Source organism: Micromonospora sp. CPM1 (assembly GCF_023896895.1).
In the GTDB taxonomy this organism is placed as follows: Bacteria; Actinomycetota; Actinomycetes; order Mycobacteriales; family Micromonosporaceae; genus Micromonospora; species Micromonospora tulbaghiae.
Genome location: NZ_JAMHIU010000001.1, coordinates 582,489 through 603,623, shown reverse-complemented (window position 1 = coordinate 603,623; position 21,135 = coordinate 582,489). Strand labels below are relative to the sequence as shown.

The 21,135-nt window shown below is 73.1% G+C and carries 18 protein-coding genes; 5 read left to right on the top strand and 13 right to left on the bottom strand.

Annotation, left to right across the window (positions count from 1 at the left end):
- The first annotated feature begins 60 nt into the window (after window positions 1-60).
- A complete protein-coding gene (locus M8C11_RS02275) occupies window positions 61-1,386 on the top strand; it encodes an aminotransferase class V-fold PLP-dependent enzyme (RefSeq protein WP_252448110.1) in 1,326 nt (441 codons plus the stop codon).
- Between the two features lie 13 nt (window positions 1,387-1,399).
- On the opposite strand, the gene M8C11_RS02270 is transcribed toward M8C11_RS02275, so the two are convergent.
- The 8 genes from M8C11_RS02270 to M8C11_RS02235 form a co-directional block, all read right to left on the bottom strand.
- Window positions 1,400-2,281 (bottom strand): DUF1963 domain-containing protein, encoded by an 882-nt coding sequence (locus M8C11_RS02270; RefSeq protein ID WP_252448109.1) that lies wholly within the window; start codon window positions 2,279-2,281, stop codon window positions 1,400-1,402.
- Between the two features lie 55 nt (window positions 2,282-2,336).
- Window positions 2,337-3,470 (bottom strand): glycoside hydrolase family 26 protein, encoded by a 1,134-nt coding sequence (locus M8C11_RS02265; RefSeq protein WP_252448108.1) that lies wholly within the window; start codon window positions 3,468-3,470, stop codon window positions 2,337-2,339.
- A gap of 17 nt (window positions 3,471-3,487) precedes the next feature.
- Window positions 3,488-5,356: a glycosyltransferase family 2 protein gene (locus tag M8C11_RS02260; RefSeq protein WP_252448106.1), complete on the bottom strand. Its 1,869-nt coding sequence runs from the start codon at window positions 5,354-5,356 to the stop codon at window positions 3,488-3,490.
- Window positions 5,357-5,466: 110 nt separating this feature from the next.
- The gene (locus M8C11_RS02255; protein ID WP_252448105.1) at window positions 5,467-6,573 is read right to left on the bottom strand and encodes a glycosyltransferase family 39 protein; all 1,107 of its coding nucleotides are present in this window, start codon (window positions 6,571-6,573) and stop codon (window positions 5,467-5,469) included.
- Between the two features lie 201 nt (window positions 6,574-6,774).
- Complete coding sequence (locus M8C11_RS02250) at window positions 6,775-9,099, bottom strand: glycoside hydrolase family 3 N-terminal domain-containing protein (RefSeq protein ID WP_252448104.1); 2,325 nt, start codon at window positions 9,097-9,099, stop codon at window positions 6,775-6,777.
- 39 nt (window positions 9,100-9,138) lie between these two features.
- Window positions 9,139-10,005, bottom strand: coding sequence for a carbohydrate ABC transporter permease (locus M8C11_RS02245; protein WP_252448103.1), 867 nt, complete (start codon window positions 10,003-10,005; stop codon window positions 9,139-9,141).
- A complete protein-coding gene (locus M8C11_RS02240) occupies window positions 10,002-11,000 on the bottom strand; it encodes a carbohydrate ABC transporter permease (protein ID WP_098744448.1) in 999 nt (332 codons plus the stop codon). The genes M8C11_RS02245 and M8C11_RS02240 overlap by 4 nt, the downstream gene beginning before the upstream one ends.
- A complete protein-coding gene (locus M8C11_RS02235; protein WP_252448102.1) occupies window positions 10,997-12,265 on the bottom strand; it encodes an extracellular solute-binding protein in 1,269 nt (422 codons plus the stop codon). Before M8C11_RS02235 ends, M8C11_RS02240 begins: the two co-directional genes overlap by 4 nt.
- Before the next feature lie 177 nt (window positions 12,266-12,442).
- Here M8C11_RS02235 and M8C11_RS02230 point away from each other — a divergent pair, with 177 nt between their 5' ends.
- Both M8C11_RS02230 and M8C11_RS02225 read left to right on the top strand, forming a co-directional pair.
- On the top strand, window positions 12,443-13,447 hold the full coding sequence (locus M8C11_RS02230; protein ID WP_120569507.1) for a LacI family DNA-binding transcriptional regulator: 1,005 nt from the start codon (window positions 12,443-12,445) through the stop codon (window positions 13,445-13,447).
- Between the two features lie 208 nt (window positions 13,448-13,655).
- On the top strand, window positions 13,656-14,849 hold the full coding sequence (locus M8C11_RS02225; RefSeq protein ID WP_252448101.1) for an endo-1,4-beta-xylanase: 1,194 nt from the start codon (window positions 13,656-13,658) through the stop codon (window positions 14,847-14,849).
- Window positions 14,850-14,918: 69 nt separating this feature from the next.
- On the opposite strand, the gene M8C11_RS02220 is transcribed toward M8C11_RS02225, so the two are convergent.
- The 4 genes from M8C11_RS02220 to M8C11_RS02205 form a co-directional block, all read right to left on the bottom strand.
- Window positions 14,919-15,479: a DUF5872 domain-containing protein gene (locus M8C11_RS02220; protein ID WP_121683744.1), complete on the bottom strand. Its 561-nt coding sequence runs from the start codon at window positions 15,477-15,479 to the stop codon at window positions 14,919-14,921.
- A 45-nt stretch (window positions 15,480-15,524) separates the two neighbouring features.
- The gene (locus tag M8C11_RS02215; protein WP_252448100.1) at window positions 15,525-16,055 is read right to left on the bottom strand and encodes a hypothetical protein; all 531 of its coding nucleotides are present in this window, start codon (window positions 16,053-16,055) and stop codon (window positions 15,525-15,527) included.
- Between the two features lie 67 nt (window positions 16,056-16,122).
- Window positions 16,123-16,836, bottom strand: a complete 714-nt coding sequence (locus M8C11_RS02210; RefSeq protein WP_252448099.1) for a hypothetical protein — start codon at window positions 16,834-16,836, stop codon at window positions 16,123-16,125.
- Window positions 16,829-17,437: an RNA polymerase sigma factor gene (locus M8C11_RS02205; protein WP_252448098.1), complete on the bottom strand. Its 609-nt coding sequence runs from the start codon at window positions 17,435-17,437 to the stop codon at window positions 16,829-16,831. Before M8C11_RS02205 ends, M8C11_RS02210 begins: the two co-directional genes overlap by 8 nt.
- A gap of 40 nt (window positions 17,438-17,477) precedes the next feature.
- Between M8C11_RS02205 and M8C11_RS02200 the strand changes: the two genes are divergently transcribed.
- The gene (locus M8C11_RS02200; RefSeq protein ID WP_252448097.1) at window positions 17,478-19,052 is read left to right on the top strand and encodes an FMN-binding glutamate synthase family protein; all 1,575 of its coding nucleotides are present in this window, start codon (window positions 17,478-17,480) and stop codon (window positions 19,050-19,052) included.
- Window positions 19,053-19,108: 56 nt separating this feature from the next.
- On the top strand, window positions 19,109-20,311 hold the full coding sequence (locus tag M8C11_RS02195) for a sugar efflux transporter (protein WP_252448096.1): 1,203 nt from the start codon (window positions 19,109-19,111) through the stop codon (window positions 20,309-20,311).
- Window positions 20,312-20,323: 12 nt separating this feature from the next.
- On the opposite strand, the gene M8C11_RS02190 is transcribed toward M8C11_RS02195, so the two are convergent.
- Window positions 20,324-20,974 (bottom strand): bifunctional 2-polyprenyl-6-hydroxyphenol methylase/3-demethylubiquinol 3-O-methyltransferase UbiG, encoded by a 651-nt coding sequence (locus M8C11_RS02190; protein ID WP_252448095.1) that lies wholly within the window; start codon window positions 20,972-20,974, stop codon window positions 20,324-20,326.
- Window positions 20,975-21,135: the final 161 nt, after the last annotated feature.

Genomic DNA, 21,135 nt, shown 5'->3' with positions numbered 1-21,135 from the left:
GAAATCACCGGTCCCGGGGCGGTGACCCGGCCGTGACATGCACGGCGGACGATTGACCCCATGCATCCGACCCGACGGCACCTGACCCGGCGGCACCTGCTCGGCGCGACCGCGGCGGCGGGCGTCACCAGCCTGGCCACCGGCTGCGACCCGGACCGCCCGGCGGGCGGGACCGCGGTGTCCGACGACGCGCCCGCCCTGGATCCGGCCAGTTGGGACAGCGTCCGCGCCCAGTTCGCGCTCGACCGCTCCCGGGCGCACCTGGCCACGTTCGTCTTCGCCCCGCACCCGGCCCCGGTACGGGCCGCCGTGGCCACCCACCGCGCCGGCCTCGACCGGGACGCCTCCGGCTACCTGGCCGCGAACGAGGAACGGCTGGACCGGGCGGTGCTCGCCGCGGCGGCGGGGCACCTCGGCGCCCGCTCGGACCACATCGCGCTCACCGACTCCACGACCATGGGCCTCGGCCTGGTCTACAGCGCGATCCGGCTGCGACCGGGCGACGAGGTGCTGACCACCGAGCACGACTTCTACGCCACCCACGAGTCGCTGCGGTTGCGCGCCGAACGCGACGGGGTGACCGTGCGCCGGGCCCGCCTCTACCGCGACGCGGCCACGGCCGGGGCGGACGAGATGGTCGCGGGCCTCACCGCGGCGCTCACGCCGCGTACCCGGGTGGTGGCGCTGACCTGGGTGCACTCCAGCACCGGCGTGAAGCTGCCGGTACGCCGGCTCGCCGAGGCGGTACGCGAGCGCAGCCCGGAGGCGTTGCTCTGCCTCGACGCGGTGCACGGCTTCGGCGCCGACGCGTCCACACCTGAGCAGCTCGGCTGCGACGTGCTGGTCTCCGGCTGCCACAAGTGGCTGCTCGGGCCGCGCGGTACCGGCCTGGTCTGGGCCGCCGAGCGGGCGTGGGCACGGATGACTCCGGTGATCCCCAGCTTCGACGGACGCGGCATCGGTCGCTGGCTCGCCGGCGGCACGGGTGGGCAGCCGGTGCCGCCGGGCCCGGCGCACACGCCCGGCGGCTACCACAGCTTCGAGCACCGCTGGGCGCTCGCCGACGCGTTCGCGTTCCACCGGCGCATCGGCCCGGCCCGGGTCGCCGAACGCACCCGGGAGCTGGCCGACCGGCTCAAGGAGGGGCTCGCCGGCATCCGGGGCGTCCGGCTGGTCACGCCGCGCGCCGCCGACCTGTCCGCCGGTGTGGTCTGCTGCGAGGTGACCGGCGTGCCGGTGGGCGAGGCGGTGAACCGGCTGTGGTCGGCCGGTGTGGTCGCCAGCAGCACCCCCTACCGGCCGTCGTACCTGCGCTTCGGCGCGACGATCGCCAACGGGGAGCAGGACGTGGAGGCGGCGCTGCGGGCGGTCCGCACGCTGGTGTGAGCCGGCACGGTCGTCACTCGGTGAACTCGCAGAAGGACAGCGCCCTGTCGAACCGCCCGGCGGCGAGGTCGTCGTGGCGGATCAGGAACCGCGCGTTGACGAACTCCTCGTCCGGCACGCCGAACTGGGCCAGTGGCACCCACTCGCGCATCACCCGCTGCCGTTCCTCGTACAGGGCCACCATCCGCTCCGGGCGGGGCAGGGACCGCGCCTGCCGCTCCCGCTCGGGGTCCATCATGATCACCTCAGGGGGGTCCTGCGCCGAGATGGTGTAGCCGCCGATGAAGACGTCCTCCGGCAGCCACCAGTTCCGCTCCGGCCAGAGCTGCTCGAGCAGCGCGCTCATCTGCTTGAGCTGCGGCATGTCGCGCAGGAGCTGGATCTGGGCGGCGCTCAGCCACTCCTCCGAGCGGTCGAGCCAGTCCGGCAGCTCCGCCTGGAGCCCCGCGTACATCTCGTGCTCGGGGGCGAGGAACGGCTCCATCTCGGTGTCGGCGGGCACGACGTACTCACCGTCCACCGTCTCGGCGCCGGCCGGGACGTACACGACCCGCGCGAACTCCTGCTCGGGCTCGATGCCGCAGGCGTCCAGTGCGCTCTCCTGGTCGAGGAAGAACAGCAGCGTGCCGTCGGCGGGCAGGGCGAGGTCGGGAACCCGGGGCAGCGCCGCGCAGTCGAGCCGCAGCAGGAACGGCAACGGATAGCCCTCCGAGCACGTGGGCCACGGCATGCCCACCGGCAGCCGCGGCCGCCCGCCCCGCCGCCCGACGTGCACACCTTCCTCGTGCTGGCAGGCGTGGATCTGGAACCGGATCAGCTCCGCGAAGCGGGCCACCTCGTCCTCGGGCACACCCTGCTCGATCGCCGCCCGCCGGAATTGATCTCTCTCGTTCATGATCGTGGAGAGTAGCCGCACCGTCCGACATGGAGCCTGTACGGCACGGTCGGGATCAGGGCCCGGCTCGCGGCCGCACCGCCGGTGACCAGGTCACGTCGTAGCGCTCGGCGGCCACCGCCTCGGCGAACGCGGTCGCCGCCGCCGGTGAGCCGGCGATGCGCCAGTCCTTCTCCTTGTCCACCTCGAACCAGATCAGCCCGATCAGGTGCGGATAGCGGGGCAGGGCGCGGAACGTGTCCCGGATCCACCGCGCCTTGTGCCCGGCGGCGTCGGCGGCGCCGGTCTCGGTGACCACGAGCGGCTTGCCGGTGACCTTGCGGATCTCCGCGATCGTCGGGCCGAAGATCTGGTCGAACGACCAGTACGTCTTGGTGAACGCGCCGCTGCCGTAGTAGCCGGTGACGCCGACCCAGTCGACGTACTCGTCGCCCGGGTAGAGGCCGGTGAGCCCAGCGGTCGTCTTGTCCCAGCGGGCGTTCGGGCTCCACACCCAGGTGACGTTCGTGGCGCCGGCCTCGGCGAAGAGGTCGTGCACGTGCCGCCAGGCCCGGACGTAGTCGCCGGGGCGGTTGCCGTTGGCCCGCTCGCACCAGGGGTACCAGTCGCCGTTCATCTCGTGCGCGAAGCGGATCGCCACCGGGTAGCCCAGCGACCGGACGCCGTCGGCCCAGGAGCGCACGTACGCGTCGAAGTCGCCGCGCGCGATGCGGGCCAGCCGGTAGTCCGGCTGGGTGGCGCGCAGCCGGTCGATCTGCCGGTCGGTCAGGCCGGTGCGGCGGGCCGCCTTGTCGACCGTGTGGTCCCACGGCTCCCAGCCGAGCATCGGCATCATGCCCCGCTCGGCGATCCGGTCGAACAGGCTCCGGTCGAACGCGGCCGAGGCCCAGTCGGCGCCGAAGAGCATCACCTGCGGCGACCGCCCGGCCGCCTCGGCGAACCGGTCCACCGGCGCGAAGTCGTACGGGCCCTTGTCCGTCATCACCCCGAAGAACGCCTGCCCGGCCGGGGGAAACGGGCCGCCGCGCGGGCTCGGCACGACCGCGGCCGGCACGTCGGTGCTCGCCTGCGGCGTCGCCCCGGCGGGCCGCTGCGCCGAGGCGCCCGTCCCCGGGTCGTCACGCCACGCGCCCGGTGCCACCACGAAGGCGTACGCGAGCAGCAGCAACCCGGCCAGTGCCAGGCCCATCCGGGGCAGCGTCGGCCTCAGCACGGCACACCGCCGTCGGTCACGGTCCGGGGCACCACCTGAGGTTCGCGGGCCGGTTCGGCGGCCCGGTCCCGGCGCGCCCGCAGACTCTCCACCCAGGAGATCAGCGGTGGCGCGAGCCCGGTCAGCAGCGTCAGCACCGGCCAGACCCGCAGCAGCGGGTAGTCGTGGTCGAGCGCGAAGCTCGCCGCGAGCAGCCCCGCGGCGGCGAGCGCCCAGCACAGGTGCAGCCGGAACGTGCGCGGCGACTCGACGGTGCGCAGCGCGCCCTTGGCGGTGACCACGAACCCGAGCTTGCGGCGCAGCAGCGCGCCCACCGCGGCGGCCACGTAGACCGGTCCGGCGAACAGGGCGAGCGCCATGCCGACCATGCCCACCTCCTCCCGCTCGTGCGGGGCGATGTTGAAGCGGCGCAGCCACAGCCAGAGCAGGAACCAGGTGCCGATGGTGGAACCCCACAGCGTCGCCCAGACCTGCGGGTCGAGCCGTCCCGCGTCGACGCCGGTCAGCAGGTACAGCGCGGTGGCGGCGTTGCCCAGCAGCAGGCTCACGGCCACGCTCGGGTAGTAGAACTGGAGCAGGCGGTACTGCCAGCGACGGCGCGACGGCAGGTCGCGCGGCGTGCGCAGCTCGCGCCGGAGCAGGATCTCGCAGATCCCGGCCGCCCAGCGCTTCTGCTGGTTGAAGTAGTCCGCCCAGGAGGTCGGTCCCTCGCCGAGCGCCACCACGTCGGGGGTGTAGACGCCCTTCCACCGGTTGCCGGTGGCCGGGTTGACGGCGGCGTGCACGCGGATGCTGGTGAGGTGGTCCTCGATGATCGAGTCCTGGTAGCCGCCGATGGTCCGCCAGGCCGCCGGACGGTAGAGGTGCCCGGTGCCGGTCAGCAGCGGCGCGTCCAGGCCGTTGCCGCCGCGGGCGATCAGGCCGTTGTAGAGGTACTGCTGCACCGAGGCGCCGTGGGCGACGAAGTTCTGGTGCATGTTGCCGTACACCTGGGGGGTCACCACGAACGCGACGTCCGGGTCGCGGAAGTAGCCGAGCGTGCGTTCCAGGAAGTTCGGCAGCGGCACGTGGTCCGGGTCGACGTTCGCGACCACGTCGTAGCGGTGCTCGTGCTCGGCCCGCCAGGCGTTGTGGTTGCCGGACTTGGTGCGGGCCCGGAACTCGCCGCCGGGCCGGTTGTACTCGGGCCGGCCCTTGCGGGTGAAGTGGCGGACGCCCAGCCGCGCGGCCATCGCCCGGACCGCCGGGTCGTCGCCCTCGTCGAGGATCCACACGTCGACGTGGCCGCAGTAGACGATCTCCCGGAGCCGGCGCAGTGTCCGCTCGGCGACCTCGATCGGCTCCTTGCTCGGCACGATGGTGGTGAGCAGGGCGACCCGCAGGCCGACCGGCGGGTCGACCGGCACCGGGTCCCGGGCGTGGTAGGCGAAGACCCAGACCACCACGTTCTGCGCCAGGCGGATCAGCTCGACGCCGACGACGACGCAGAACGCGAGCCGGGCGGCGACGGTCTGCCAGCCGCCGAGCCCGACGACGCCGGGGCCGGGCACGTGCTGGGGCAGCAGCAGCCAGCCGACGAAGACCAGTCCGGCGGCGCTGTTGACGAGCACCAGCAGCGTCAGGACCAGCCGCGCGGCGACCGAGGCGGTGGGGCGGAACTCGACCGCCGCGTCGGGGCGGCGGGGTGGTCGCAGCGGACCGGCGGTGGCGCCGCAGCGCGCGTACGCGAGGCGGGCGCGGACGTTGCGCTGCCGGCGGTCCGGATCGGCCGGCGTCCCGGGCGGGACGAATGCGGTCGGGCGGGCGCCCGGTGTCCCGGCCGTCGTGGCGCGGGACGGGCGTGTATCGGCGGCGACGGCCACGTTTCCCCCATGGTCTGCAGGCTCAGGAGCCGACCGAATGCTAAGCCGACAATCAACCGCAAAAAGGGCGAATCAGGCAGACATCGCCCGTTCGTCGACGGGTCACCGGGTCACGCGGGAAGCTGGGCCGCCACGGCGAGCAGCGCGACGAGCGCCAGCACGGCGAGCGCACCGGCGGCACGCGCCCGGGACAGGGCGACCCCGCCGAGCACCGCCCAGGCGGGCACCGTGAACAGCAGGTTCACCGCCGACCAGACCGGCACGGCCTGCGCCAGCGCCAGCAGCCCGAGCGCGGGCACCAGCGCCCAGGCGGTGCAGATCGCGGCGGCGTACCGCAGCGGGAGGCTGAACAGCGCCAGCCCGGCCAGCACGCCGCCGAACGCGGCGACGCCGAACAGATCTCCGGGCGTGGCCGCGAGCACCGCGGCACCGGGCCGCACGCCGGACGCCAGATGACCGCCGTCGCGCAGGGCGTAACCGAGCAGCGCGGCGACCGGGAGCAGCCCGAGGACCACGGCGGCCAGCCATCTGACCGCGACGCGCCGGCGGAACGCCAGCACGACCCAGCCGTGGCCGGCGACCAGCAGCAACGCCACCGGCTGGCACAGGCCCAGCAGCAGCACCGCGCCCGCGTAGGGCACGAGCCGCCGCGGGCCCGGCCGGTCCAGCGCGGGCACCAGCAGCCAGGTGGCGAGCACGGCGGCGAACACCGCCGGGGCGTACGGCTGCGCCTCCTGCGCGTACCGGATCGAGGTCGGCAGCACCGCGAAGATCGCCCCGGCCGCCAGGCCCGCGGCGGGCGTGGCGATCCGGGCGGCGAGCGCGCCGACGAGCGCCGCGGCCCCGACCATGGCCAGCAGGGACGGTACGCGCAGCGCGAGGTCCGTCGCGCCGAACAGCGCCGCCCAGCCGCGCACGAGCAGGTGGTACGGCCCGAGCGCGACGTCGTCGCCGGTCAGCGCGGCGCCGATCCCCGGCCACTGCGACGTGGCCGCGCGCCGGGTCGCCACTTCTGCGGCACTCGGCCCCGATGTCGTGATCCGGGCGGCGCCGAGCGCGCCCATCAGGAGCGCGGGCACCAGCCACGCCGCGATCCGCCACCGGAGCACGCCGGTCCCGGCACGGACGGCGGCCCGGTGCGGCCGGGCCTCGCCCCACGGGTCCTCGACCGCGGCGTCCCCGAGCCGGGGCAGGACCATGGTGTCCGCGTCCATCATCGTGACTCACGCATCCCTGTGGGTGCCGGCGACCGGGACCAGCCGGCCGGGCGGCGAGACGCGACCCGCGCGTGGCGGGCGGCACCGTCCCGGGTCACGGGCTGGATGACATCCTGGAGCCTACTGAGTCGAAAACGACATAACGCCAATATGAGCTGAAAGGGTCCGCCGGCCGCCCCGTGGACGACCGGCGGACCCGGCTCAGCGAAGGTCGGTCGTCGTCCAGCGGGGCGACTCCGTGGTGATCGCGACGGTGTCGCCGGTCAGCGTCGTCCGCGCCTGGGCGTCGCGCCGGGCGCTCGTGCCGACCCAGACGTCGACCTCACCGGGCTCCACCACACGGGTCAGCGTGCGGTCGCTGAACGCCAGCCGCGTGGTCGGCACGGTCAGCTCGACCGTGACCGAGGCGCCCGGCTCCAGGCGCACCCGCCGGTAGCCGAGCAGCTGCGCGACCGGCCGGGTCACCGAGGCGACCAGGTCGCGGCCGTAGAGCTGCACCACGTCGTCACCGCCGACCGGGCCGGTGTTCGTCACGCGCACCGACACCCGCAGCGTCCCGTCGGTCGGCACCTCGGCCGGCACGGTCAGATCGGTGTACGCGAACGTGGTGAAGGACAGCCCGTGCCCGAACGGCGCCACCGGGGTCGCCGGCAGGTTCGTGCCGTTCATGCCCTCCCCCAGCTCGGGGTGCAGGTACGAGTACGGCTGCGCGCCGGCCGAGCCGGGCAGGCTGACCGGCAGCCGGCCGGACGGGTTGACCCGCCCGGAGAGCACGCCCGCGATCGCCCCGGCGCCCTCCTCACCCGGGAAGAACGTCTGCACCACCGCCGCGCACCGGGACAGCGCCCAGCCGAGCGCGTACGGGCGGCCGGTGAGCAGCACCAGGACGACCGGGGTGCCGGTGTCCAGCACCGCCTCGACGAGCTGACGCTGCACGCCGGGCAGCTCCAGGTCGTCCCGGTCGCACCCCTCGCCGACGGTGCCGCGGCCGAACAGGCTGGCGTGGTCGCCCATCACGAGCACTGCCACGTCGGCGGCGGACGCGGCGGCGACCGCCTCGTCGAACCCGGACCGGTCCGCCGAGTCCACCTCGCAGCCGGCCGCGAAGGTGACCGAGTCGGCGCCGAACTCGGCGCGCACCGCCTCCAGCACGGTCGGCACCTCGAAGCCGGTCTCCACACCCGGGTGGTGGGCCAGCACGTGGTTGAGGAACGAGTAGCAGCCGAACAGCGCGCCCTGCCGGTCCGCGTTCGGCCCGACGACCGCCACCCGGCGGCCCGCCGGCAGCGGGAGCACGCCCTCGTTGCCGACCAGGACGACCGACTCCTCGGCGAGCCGGCGTGCGATCGACCGGTGCTCCGGCGAGTCGAGATCGATCGCGCCCGGCGGCTCGTCGTCGAACGTCGCGTCGAGCAGTCCGAGTTCCTGCTTCTGGCGCAGGACGCGCAGCACCGCCCGGTCGACCAGCGCCTCGTCGACCCTGCCGGCCCGCACCGACTCGGTCAGGGTCAGGTAGGCGTCGCCGGTGGGCAGCTCGATGTCGAGACCCGCGCTCAGCGCCTGCACCGCCGCGTCCGCGTTGTCGGCCGCGACGTGGTGCAGCAGGTTGAGGAAGGCCACCCCGTAGTAGTCGGCCACCACCGTCCCGTCGAAGCCCCACCGGTCCCGCAGCAGGTCGGTGAGCATGGTCGGGTCGGCGGCGACCGGCACGCCGTCGATCTCGGCGTACGAGTGCATGACGCTGCGGGCGTCGCCGTCGAGGAGCGCCATCTCGAACGGCGGCAGCAGCACGTCGGCGAGTTCCCGGGGACCGGCGTGCACCGGGCCGAAGTTGCGCCCGGCCCGCGAGGCGGAGTAGCCGGCGAAGTGCTTCAGCGTGGCGAGCACGCCCTGCGACTGGAGTCCCCGCACGTACGAGGTGCCGATGGTGCCGACGAGGTACGGGTCCTCGGCGATGCACTCGTCGACCCGGCCCCAGCGGGGATCCCGGATCACGTCCAGCACCGGGGACAGTCCCTGGTGGATGCCGAGCGCGCGCATCGAGGCCCCGATCGCCGCCGCCATCTCGGTGACCAGGTCGGGATCGAACGCGGCGCCCCAGGCCAGCGGCGTCGGGAAGGTGGCCGCCTTCCACGCCGACAGGCCGGTCAGGCACTCCTCGTGCACGATCGCCGGGATGCCCAGCCGGGTGCCCGTCACCAGGTCCCGCTGGAACTTCCACAGCCAGGCCGCGCGCGCGGCGGCGTCGACCGGGCGGGTGCCGTAGGCGCGGGTCAGGTGACCCAGCCCGTGCCGGGAGAAGTCCTCGAGCCGGCCGCTGTCGGCGAACTCGCCCTGCAGGGGCGCGACCGCCTCACCGTCCTCCTTCTCCCAGAACCCGACGAGCTGCGCGACCTTCTCCTCGATCGTCATGCGAGCGAGCAGTTCCCGTACGCGCGCCTCGGCGTCGGGCCCGTCCGGCCGGTCGTGGCCCGAACCTGCCTGAGCCGGTACCGGCCCGTCCACCAGCGCGTGGACCTCTGTCATGGTGTGCCTTTCCACTGGTTGTGCTGGTACCGCTGCCGCTCAGCCCTTGACCGCGCCCTGGAGACCGCCCACGATCTGCTTCTCCGCCAGGGTGAAGAACAGCAGCGCCGGCAACATCGCCAGCGACGTGAAGGCGAGGACTCCCGCGGTGTCGGTGGTGTACTGGCTGGAGAAGTTCTGCACGCCCAGCGGCAGGGTGTGCAGGTTGACGTCCCCGAGGACGAGCAGCGGCAGGAGGAACGCGTTCCAGCTCGCCACGAACGCGAGGATGCCGACGGTGACGACCGCGGGCCGCGACAGCGGCAGCACGATCCGCCAGAGGAAGCCGAGCCGGCCGGCGCCGTCGATGGCGGCCGCGTCCTCCAGCTCCCGCGGGATGGCCGTCAGGAACGGCCGCAGGATGACGATCGTGAGCGGCAGCGAGAAGGCCACCTGCGGAAGGATCACCGCGTAGTAGGAGTTGATCAGGTTCAGGTCACGCAGCAGGAGGTACAGCGGCAGGATCGCCGCGCCGGCCGGGAACAGCAGGCCGAGGGTGAAGAAGGTGTAGAGCGCCTCCCGTCCCCGGAACGTGTACCGGGCCAGCACGAACGCGGCGGCCATGCCGAGCACCACCACGCCGAGCGTGGTGCCGAACGCGACCACGGCGCTGTTGAACGCCTGCCGCCAGAACCCGCTCTGCGTGAGCACCCGGTAGTAGTTCTCCCAGACCCACGGGTCCGGCAGGCCGGCCGGGTCGTCCACGATCTGCGGCGTGGTGCGGAAGCCACCGACGACGACGTACACGACGGGCGCGATCGACACGGCCGCGACCGCGAGCGCCAGCGCGTACGTCAGCGGCGAGCTCCACTGCACCGGACGGCGCCCGGCGGAGGGGGCGGGTACGGAGTTCACGGCCACTGTCACTTCCCCTTCCGGGTGATGGCGCCCTCGATGTCACGGCGGAGCAGGAACCGCTGGAACAGCAGCGCCGCGACGAAGGAGATGACGAACAGGATCACGGCCACCGCGTTGCCGTAGCCCCACAGCCGGGCGAAGAAGCCGTTGTCCACCATGTACGTGGCCATGGTGGCCGAGGCGCCGAGCGAGCGCACCGCGGGCACCGAGGTCACCCAGACCATGTCGAAGACCTGCAACGAGCCGATCATCGACAGGAACATCCAGATCCGGATGGTGGGGCCGAGCAGCGGCAGCGTGACGTGCCGCTGGATCTGCCACCAGCTCGCGCCGTCGATCTCGGCCGCCTCGTTCAGCTCCGGCGGCACGTTCGACAGGCCGGCGAGCAGGAGGATGATGGCGAAGCCGACGTACTTCCAGGTGAGGACGAACAGCAGCGTCCAGATGACCACGTCGAGGTCGGCCAGCCACGCCTGCACGAAGCCGCCCAGTCCGACCGACCGCAGCAGCGCGTCGAGCGTGCCGCCGTCGGTCAGGATCAGCTTCCACATGATGCCGACGGTGACCTCGGCGAGTACGTACGGCACGAAGACCAGCAGGCGGAACGCCGAGCGTCCGCGGAAGCGGCGGTTGAGCAGCAGGGCGATGCCGAGTGCGACGGGGCCCTGGATGAGCAGCGACCCGAACACGATGATCGCGTTGTTGCGCAGCGCGTCGAGGAAGATCGGGTCCTGGAACGCGAGCGTGTAGTTGCGGAAGCCGACGTACTCGGTGGGCGGGCCGACGCCGCGCCAGCGGAACAGGCTGTAGTAGAACGCGAAGCCCATCGGCACCAGCACGAACAGCACGTAGATGAGGACCGCCGGCGTGGTCAGCCCGATGATCTCGTACCACTTGCGGCGGGTCTCGGCGCGGCGTGAGGCGGCTCGTGCGCCGGGCCGGAGGCCCGCCGGCGGCGCGGTCACGCCGCCGGCGGGCATACGGGTCTGCGATGCGGACGTCACTTGCTTGCGGCCGCCTTCATGGCCGAGACGACCTTCTCAGGTGTCCCGTTGCCGGCGAAGATCGCGACGATCGCGTCGTTCATCGCGTTGCCGACGGTGCTGCCGAAGGCGGTGTCGAGCCAGAGCTGCACGTAGGTGGCCGAGGAGGTGGACTCCAGGATGGACTTCAGGGCCGGGTCGGTGACGCCGTCGGCCGCGCCCTTGGCGACCGGCAGGCCGGTGCCGGTGGCGGCGTAGCCCTTCTGCACCTCGGGGCTGACGAGGTACTTGAGGAACTCGACGCACTCGGCCGGGGCGTTCTTGGAGCAGGCGAAGCCGTCGCCGCCGCCCAGGGCGGCCTTCGGGTCACCGGCGGAGCCGGAGATCGCCGGCACCGGGAACCAGCCGAGGAACTTGCCCAGGGCCGCCTTGTCGGTGGCCACGGTGTCCAGGGTGCCGCGGTTCCAGTCGCCCATCAGCTCCATCGCGGCCTTGCCGTTGGCGAGCAGGCCGTTGGCGCTGGTCGGGTCGTTCTGGCCCGGCGTGGCGATGAAGTTGTTCTGGAACGGCTTGGTGTCGATGAACGCCTTCAGATCCTGGCCGGCCTTGACGAAGCACGGGTCGTCGAAGGTCCGGTCGGTGGTGGCCTTCTTCAGCGTGTCGACCGAGCAGGCACGCAGCGCGAAGTTGTACCACCAGTGCGCGGCGGGCCACTTGTCACCGGCGCCGAGGGCGATCGGGACGACGTTGATGGCCTTGAGCTTGGTGACCGCGGCGTTGAGTTCCTCGAAGGTGGCCGGCGGCGCCGTGATGCCCGCCTTCGCGAACATGTCCTTGTTGTACCAGATGCCCTCGATGCCCATCCGGTACGGCAGGCCGTACTGCTTGCCGTTCACCTGCCAGATCTCCGAGGCGCTGCCGATGTCGGCCACCTCGTCCTTCACCTGGTCGGTGATGTCCTTGAGGTAGTCGGCCTCGACCTGCTCGCGCATCTCGCCGCCGCCCCAGGCCTGGAAGACGTCCGGCGGGTCGTTGCTCAGCAGCGCGGCGGGGAGCCGGGTGCGCTGGAGTTGGTTCGTCTCGATCGCCTCGATCTCGATCTTGACGGTCGGGTGGGCTGCGGAGAAGTCCTTGGCGACCTTCTCCCAGTACGTCTTGCCGGGCCCGTCCTGCGAGGCGTTGTGCCACCAGGTCAACGTCACCGGGTTCTTGTACAGCTCGCTCTCGGCGGCCTTCTCCTCCTCGCCCCCACCACTGCACGCGGAGGCCAGCAGAGCGCTTGTCACAAACAGTGCCAGGACGGCACCAGCACGGCGCTTCATCGCCATAGATGTCTCCTCGACCACTTAGCCGGGTTACCTGCGGGGGAGTTTTACAGGGCCGTAACGTGAAGTCAATCGGTATCGATAACGTTTTCGACATCGTCTTCGATCCCGCCGGGAGAGCCCTCTATCATCGTCCGCGTGGTGTTCGAGCAGCGCGTCAAGATGTCGGACGTGGCACGTACGGCCGGCGTCTCGGTGGCAACCGTATCCAAGGTTGTCAATGGGCGGTACGGCGTCGCGCAGGCCACCGTCGAGCGCGTCCAGCAGGTCATCCACGAGCTCGGCTACGAGGCCAGCCTCGGGGCGCAGAGCCTGCGCAGCCACCGCACGAACGTGCTGGGCATCCTGGTCGCCGAGTTCGAGCCGTTCTCCACCGAGCTGCTCAAGGGCGCCTCCCGGGAGGTCGCCGGCAGCGGCTACCAGCTGCTCGCCTACTCCAGCGGCGACGGCGAGGGCGCGGCCATAGGGTGGGAGCGGCGCTCGCTGGCCCGGCTGTCCGGGACGCTCATCGACGGCGCGGTGATCGTGACGCCGACCGTGGTCGAGACCAAGCACGGCTTCCACGTGGTGGCCGTCGACCCGCACACCGGCCCGTCCGGCCTGCCCACCGTCGACTCCGACAACTTCGCCGGTGCGGTGCTGGCCACCGACCACCTGCTGTCGCTGGGGCACCGGCGGATCGCGCACATCAGCGGCCGGCCCGACCTGGAGTCGGCCCGCCTGCGCGAGGCCGGGTTCCGCAAGGCGATGGCCGACGCGGGCGTGCCCGTCGACGAGCAGCTGGTCCGGGTCGGCGGCTTCCGCACCGAGACCGCCGCCAGCACCGCCGCCGAACTGCTCGCGCTCCCCGACCGGCCGACCGCGATCTTCGCCGGCAACGACCTCTCGGCGATCTCCACGGTGGACGTCGCCCGCGGCCTCGGCCTCGGCGTACCGGACGACCTGTCGGTCATCGGCTTCGACAACATCCCGGAGTCGGCGCTCGTCGACCCACCGCTCACCACGATCCGGCAGCCGCTGCAACGCATGGGCGCCGAGTCGCTGCGCCTGCTGATCGACCTCATCGCCGGCGTCGAGCGGGACACGCACATCCAGCTCCCCACCGAGCTGGTCGTCCGGGCCTCCTGCCGCCCGCTGCGCTGAGGCGTCACCTCACCCTCCCGATCCGGTGATTGACGGACGGCTATCGGCGTCCGTAATGTTTCGGGCTACTTCCGGAAGTGAGACCGGAAGTTTCGGAAGCCCGCACCGTCCGTCCACCCGGGCGCCCGCCGGTCCGTTCCACGCCGCGGCGTTCCCGGCACCGCCACCGCCGACCCCGGCCGTGCGCACCCTCCCGAAAGGAACGACCATGAAGCTGAGACGTTGGCTCGCCGCCGGCGCCGTCGCCGTCGTGACCGCCACCGCCCTCAACGTCGTCCCCGCGACGGCCGGACGGCCGTACGACCCAGCCGCGCAGAGCCTGCGCGAGCTGGCCAAGCGCCACGGCCTGTACGTGGGCACCGCAGTGGACATGGCCGCCCTCAACGACGCCAGCGAACCGCAGTACCGCCAGATAGCCGCGTCCGAGTTCTCCACGGTCACCGCCGAGAACGTGATGAAGTGGGAGAGCCTCGAACCCACCCGCGGCACCTACAACTGGGGCCCGGCCGACGAGCTGATCGACTTCGCCCGCAAGAACAACCAGCGGGTCCGGGGCCACGTGCTGGTCTGGCACAACCAGTTGCCCGCATGGCTGACCAGCGGGGTCGCGGACGGCTCGATCAGCAAGGCCGAGCTGCGCCAGATCCTGCGCAACCACATCACCGCTGTGGTCACCCACTTCAAGGGCAAGATCTGGCAGTGGGACGTGGTGAACGAGGCGGTCAGCGACCCCTGGGACACCCCGTCCACCCTGCACTACAAGGGGTTCTGGGCGCAGAACCTCGGGCCCGGCTACATCGCCGACGCGTTCCGCTGGGCCCGCGCCGCCGACCCGAAGGCGCTGCTGTTCTACAACGACTACAACATCGAGGCCTTCGGCTCCGGCAACCCGGCCGACGACAAGACGCAGTTCGTCTACAACATGGCCCGTGACCTGCGGGCCAAGGGCGTGCCGATCGACGGCGTGGGCGCACAGGGCCACCTGGGCACCCAGTACGGCAACTTCAGCACACTCCAGGTGGCCGCGGCGCTGCGCAAGTTCGCCGGGCTCGGGCTGGCCACGGCCCTCACCGAGGTGGACGTGCGCAGCCAGATCACCGAAGGGGTGGAGGCCGGCGACTCCGCGGAGATCAACCCGCGCCTGCAGGCGTCCGCGGCGAACTTCAGCGTGCTGATGCAGGCATGCCTGGCCGAGCGGCACTGCCTGTCGTTCACCCTCTGGGGCTTCACCGACAAGCACTCCTGGGTGCCCGGGGCGTTCTCCGACCCGCCGGAGGGCCTGGCCACCGTCTACGACGAGAACTACCAGCCGAAGCTCGCGTACCACGAGCTGAAGTCGGACCTGATCTTCTCCGGTCCGCCCTACGTGCTGCCGCGCATCCCGCAGCACCCGCGCCGCTAGACGACCGGCGCACCACGGCGGGGCCGGTCCGGTGACCGGCCCCGCCGCCGGTGTCCGGCCGGTCCGCGCTCACGCCGCCCGGCGCCGGCCCAGTTCCGACTCCAGCCGCCCGATGAGCGTCTTGCGGGCCTTGCCGCCGCGCTCCCGGCGCAGCGCCGCGCCGAGCTGGCGGGTGTCGAGGTCGCGGACCAGCTTGACCGCCTCGGTCACCGGCAGCTCGTTGATCTGCTCGGCGGCCGTGGCGTCCCGGCGGGCCCGCTTCGCCGGGCCGGTGTTCGGCACGTACTGGCGGCCGGAGCGCGACGCGCGGCGCTTACGGGTGTCGGTGGCGCGCCGTTCGTTCTCCGACAGCTCCTTCCACGCCTGTTCGGGCAGGTAACGGCGCGTTTCGCCACCGTTGCGGGCGCGCGTGTCACCGCTGCGGGTCTGCCACTTCTCGCCGCCCCAGCGTTGCAGCGAGCGCTGCCGTGCGTCCTTCGGGCCCTCGAATCCCCCGCCGGCCTTCTTGTACTCGTTCGTCAGCAGCTGCGACTTGCGGGCCGACCACTGCCCCGGCCGTCCGCCCCTGTCGGAGGCGCGGATCTCGGCCTTGAGGCGTTCCCGCAGTTCCGGCTCGGTGTACTTCGCCATGACGCAGCGTTACCCGGACCGGGAGCGGCCATGCCGGTCAGCCGGTCAGCCGGACGCCGGCCGGTACACCAGATCCATCGTGTCGGTGCGCCCCGACCAGTCCAGCCGCAGCCGCCAGCACCCGGCGGCCGGCAGGTCGACGATGGACGGCCCGGGCCCGCCGTCCACCCGGCGGACGACCGGACTGTCCGTCCCGTCGCGCGTCGCGGTGATCACCAGGGGTGTCCGCTGCGCCGGCTCGGACCGGCCCGGCTCGGGGCGCGCCACCCAGAGGATCTTGTTGTTCGCGCCGTCGCCGCGCGCGTGCACCAGCGGGTACGCGAACAGGATCGCCACGATGTCGCCCCGGGCGCCGAAGACGTGCCGCACCCGGGTGTCGCCGGTGAACCCGGCATCCGCCCAGTCCGGCAGCCGGCCGGTCTCCAGCCGCTCCGCGCAGGCCGCCGGCACGGCCGGTTCCGCGGCGGGCGTGGTGGCCGGGACCGTGGCCGGCGCGCCCGCCGGGACCGCGGCCGGGCCGCTGCAACCGGCCAGCAGCAGGACCGGCACCAGCAGGACTCTTCTCCGAACGGACATCCGGCCTCCCCCGTCGACGACTCTCGTCTTCCCGACACCGCCCGGCGCCCCGAGGTTCCCGCCGCGCTCACTCCACCGAGGACGCGACGTCCAGCGCCTGCTCACGGGTGAGGTCGCCCTCCAGCCGGTAGCTCACCCCGGCCCGCTCCCAGATCAGCGTGGCGGCGGACAACCGCGCGGTGGCGACCCGTTCCGTCCCCGAGCGGTCCACGTACGCCAGCGCGTGCGGACCGCCCACCCAGATCGCGAACTCGCCGCCGACCTGGGTGAGCGTCACGTCCGCCCCGGCGGACCGCTTGTGGAACACGATGTCGAGCGAGCCGTCGAACGCGTCCAGCCGCACCGTCCCGCCCCGGTAGAGCAGGCTGACGACCCGGTGGGCGCCGGCGCCGTCCGGATCGGCGACGAGCACGCGTTCGGGCGGGCCGAGGCGGGCCGGCACGCGGACCGGGAAGCGGACCTGTCGCTGCGCCTCGGCGAGCGCGACCTGGTGCTGCGCGGGCAGCGGCGAGGGCGTACCCGCCGGTGGCGGCGCGGGTGCGGTGTCGATGACGACCCCGGAGATCCGCAGCAGCCCGGTCACCGCGCCGGCGAGTGCGGCCCGGCCCGGCGGCAGCGCCGCCACGAGCAGGGCGGCGAGCGCGGCGGCCAGCACGTACCGCCACCGGCGGCGCGGCGCGGGCGCGTCCAGCCGGGCGCGGACCCGCGCGGTGAGGTCGGGCGTCCGCGCCGGCTCCAGCCAGCCGGTCAGCTCACGCAGCTCCCGTTCCAGGTCATCCACGGTGCGCCACCTCCCGGTCCAACAGGGCACGCAGCTTCGCCAGCGCCCGGTGGGTCCGTGACTTCACGGTGCCCCGGGGCAGCCCCAGCACGGTCACCGTCTCGTCCTCGCCGAGGTCGAGCAGGTAGCGGCAGACGATCACCTCCCGGTCGCGGACGGGCAGCCGGCGCAGCGCCCCGACCAGCGCGGCCCGGCGCTCGGCCGCCAGCACGGCGTCGAGCCCGTCGTCGGCGGTGACCGTCGCGACCGGGTCCACCGCCGCCGCGCGCAGCGTCAGCCCGTCGCGCCGGGTGCGCGTCCGGTGCAGGTTCCGGGTCTCGTTGGCGACGATCGCGAGCAGCCAGGACCGGAACGACGCCTCGGCCCGGTAGCGGGACAGTTTCCGGTACGCCTTCACGAACGCCTCCTGGACCACGTCCTCGGCGTCCGGACCGGCGCCGAGCAGCACCGCAGTCCGGTACGCGGGCGCGGTGTGCCGGGCGACCAGGGCGTCGTACGCCTCCCGGTCGCCGGCGCGTACGCGGGTGACGAGTTCGTCGTCGTCCAGGGCAGCCTCCGTCGGTCTGCTTCCATGACACCGCTCGCGCCGCCCGGGTTCCACCGGGAGTTTGGCCGGGTGCCGGGGCGGAAAGAGTGGCGGGATGAGCTGGGCGAAGAGAGCCGTACCCGCAGCCGTCGCCGCCGTCGCCGCGCTGGCGGCGCGGGACCTGCTGCAACGCGACCACGCGCTGCGCCGCAACTTCCCGGTGCTGGGCCGGGCCCGGTACCTGATCGAGTCGATCGGCCCGGAGCTGCGGCAGTACATCGTGGCCGGCAACGACGAGGAACGGCCGTTCACCCGCGACCAGCGGCGCTGGGTGTACGCCTCGGCAAAGCAGGAGAACAACTACTTCGGTTTCGGCACCGACAACGACATCGAGCACACGTCCGGCTATCCGATCATCAAGCACCGCACGTTCGGCCGGGCGGTCCCGCCGTCGGCGCCGACCGCCGGGCACGCCGTGACGCTGCCCTGCGCCAAGGTGCTCGGCGCGGCGCGCGGCCGGGCGCACGCGTTCCGGCCGGAGTCGGTGGTGAACATCTCCGGGATGAGCTTCGGGTCGCTGTCCGGCAACGCGGTCGAGGCGCTCAACCGGGGTGCCGCGCTGGCCGGATGCCTGCACAACACCGGTGAGGGCGGGCTGTCGCCGTACCACCGCAACGGCGGTGAGCTGGTCTTCCAGCTCGGCACCGCGTACTTCGGCTGCCGCGACGAGCGGGGCCGGTTCAGCCTGGAACGGCTCAAGGACCTGGTGGCGTCGGCGCCGGTACGCGCGCTGGAGATCAAGCTCAGCCAGGGCGCCAAGCCGAGCCTCGGCGGCCTGCTGCCGGCGGCGAAGGTCTCCGCCGAGATCGCCGCCACCCGGGGCATCCCAGCCGGCCGCGACTGTGTCAGCCCGTCCCGGCACGCCGAGTTCTCCGACTGCGACAGCCTGCTGGACTGGGTGGAGCTGCTCGCCGCCGAGACCGGGCTGCCGGTCGGCATCAAGTCCGCCGTCGGCGACCTGGGGTTCTGGGAGGAGCTGACCACGCTGATGCGCGACACCGGCCGCGGCGTGGACTTCGTGACCGTCGACGGCGGCGAGGGCGGCACCGGCGCCGCGCCGCTGATCTTCAGCGACTCCGTCTCGCTGCCGTTCCAGCAGGGCTTCTCCCGGGTCTACCGGACGTTCGCCGAACGCGACCTGCACGAGAGCGTGGTGTTCGTCGGCGCCGGCAAGCTGGGCCTGCCGGACAACGCCGTGGTGGCGTTCGCGCTCGGCGCCGACATGGTCAACGTCGGGCGGGAGGCGATGCTGGCGATCGGCTGCATCCAGGCGCAGAAGTGCCACACCGACACCTGCCCGACCGGCGTCGCCACGCAGAACGCCTGGCTGGCCCGGGGTCTGGACCCGGCCCGCAAGTCGGTCCGGGCCGCGAACTACATCCGTACGCTGCGCCGCGACCTGGTCAAGGTGGCCGAGGCGTGTGGCGTCGAGCATCCCGGGCTGATCGGCACCGACTCGGTGGAGATCCTCGACGGCCGGACCTCCTCGATCCCGCTGGACCGGGCGTTCGGCTACCGGCCGGAGTGGGGGATGCCGTCGGCGGCCGACCGGTCGGAGATCGTCCGGCTGATGACGGCCGAGGCGCCGCAGGGCGGCAGCGCGCCGCCCTCCCCCACCGCCGTCGGCTGACCCGGGCGGCGGAAACTCGGTCGGCCGCCGCACCGCCGCCGCGTACAGTCCGCCGCATGGCTCTGGACACGAGGCCGGCGGTGCGCGCCGGCCGATTCCGGCTGCTCCCGCTGGGTGTGGTGTTCCTGACCGTCGGCCTCTCCACCGCCGTGGTGCTGCCGTTCCTGTCGCTGTTCCTCGACCGCGAGGTGCACGCCAGTCCGTTACGGGTGACCGTGTTCCTGGTCGTCGCCCCGCTGTCCGGGGTGGTCGCCTCGGCGCTGATCGGCCGGCTGTCGGACCGCCTGCCGATCCGGCGCGCGCTGCTCGTCGGCGCCGCGCTGGCCGGCGTGGTGGGCGCGGGTCTGACCGCGTACGTCCGCGACTACTGGATCCTGCTGGGGCTCACCGCGACCGCCACGGCGCTGGCGAACTCGCTGTTCCCGCAGTCGTTCGCGTACACCCGGGCGCTGTTCGACAGGGACGATCCGGCGCGGGCCGCGTTCGGCGTCAGCCTCATGCGTACCGTGTTCTCGCTGGCCTGGGTGGCCGGGCCGGCGCTGGCCGCGGTGCTGCTCGACGTCGGCGGCTTCCGCCTGGTCTACGGCATGGCCGCCGTCATGTACGCGCTGGCCGCGCTGGTGGCCGCGTTCCGGCTGGAGGAGCTGCCGCTGCCGGCGCGGCCGGTCGCGGGCGATCCGGATGGCACCGCGCCCGGCCCACCCGGCGCGTCCCGGCTGCGGCTGGCGCTGACGGTGCTCGCGTTCGTCCTGCTCCAGTGCCCGCTGACGGTCGGTGTGCAGGCGCTGCCGCTGTTCATCGACACCGAACTGAACGACGACCCCTCCCGCGCCGGACTGGTGCTGGGCCTGTGCGCGGCGCTGGAGATCCCGCTGATGCTCGGGCTGGGCGCGCTGACCGCGCGGGTCCGGCTGCGGACGCTGGTCCTGGTCGGCGGTGCCTGCGGGGTCGCCTACTACGCGACCGCCGCGCTGGCGCCGAGCGTGCCGGTCCTGCTGTTCACGCAGCCGGTGAACGCGCTGTTCATCGCCGCGGTGTCCGGCGTCGGCATCGCCTACGTGCAGGATCTGCTGCCGGGCGAGCCGGGCCGGGCCACCACGCTGTTCACCAACACGTTCCCGATCGGGGCCATGCTCGCCGGGCCGCTGCTCGGGATCTCCGCGCAGGTCGGCTACCGGTGGGCGTACGGCATGAGCACCGCGCTGTGCGCGGCCGGGCTGCTGGTGCTGCTGCTGACCCGGCCGCGGGCGCGGGCCTGACCGGCGCGGCGGTCAGCGGCGCCGCACCAGGACCACGTGGTCGATCAGCTCGCCGGTCTGGCCGTCCGGGCCGGTGGCGGTGCGGCGTGCCGCGCCCAGCCGCTCGGTGTCCCAGCCGTCCGGGTCGAGGCTCATCGCGGCCAGGATCTCCTCCGGTTCGGCGAACCGGTGGTGGCCGGTGTCGGGCCCGGCCCACGGCGGCGGCGCGCCGTGCTCGACGACGAGCAGCCGGCCGCCGGGCGCGACCGCCTCGGCCGCCGGGGGCAGCACCGTCTCCCGGGGCAGGACCAGCGGCGACTGGAAGAACTGCGCGGACACGAGGTCGTACCGGCCGGGCGGGAAGCCCTGCGTCAGGTCGTGCCGGACGGTGGTGATCCGCTCCGCCACTCCGGCCCGCTCGGCCTCGACGGCGAGCCGGTCCAGCGCGACCGACGAGATGTCCACGGCGGTGACCCGCCATCCCTTCGACGCCAGCCACACCGCGTCGCCGCCCTCACCGGACCCCAGGTCGAGCACGGTGCCCGGGGGCAGCGCGGCGGCCACCTCGGCCAGGACCGGGTTCACCCGGCCGCTCCAGATCCGGTCCCGCTGGCCGTACCGCTCGTCCCAGAACCGGGCCGGGTCGGTGTCCGCCGCCGGATGCTCGTGGTGGTGCCCCGTCATGTCTGCCTCCTCGCCGCCGGTCGTCTCCCGACCGGCCCCGCCATCGTGCGTCGCCTCGGACCGGACAGCAAGGAACCTTGCCGTTCCGGCAAACCACCGAGCCGCCGCAGGATTAACGCACCGCGCCCGTGGGCAGACATTTGTCATCGGACACGCGAACG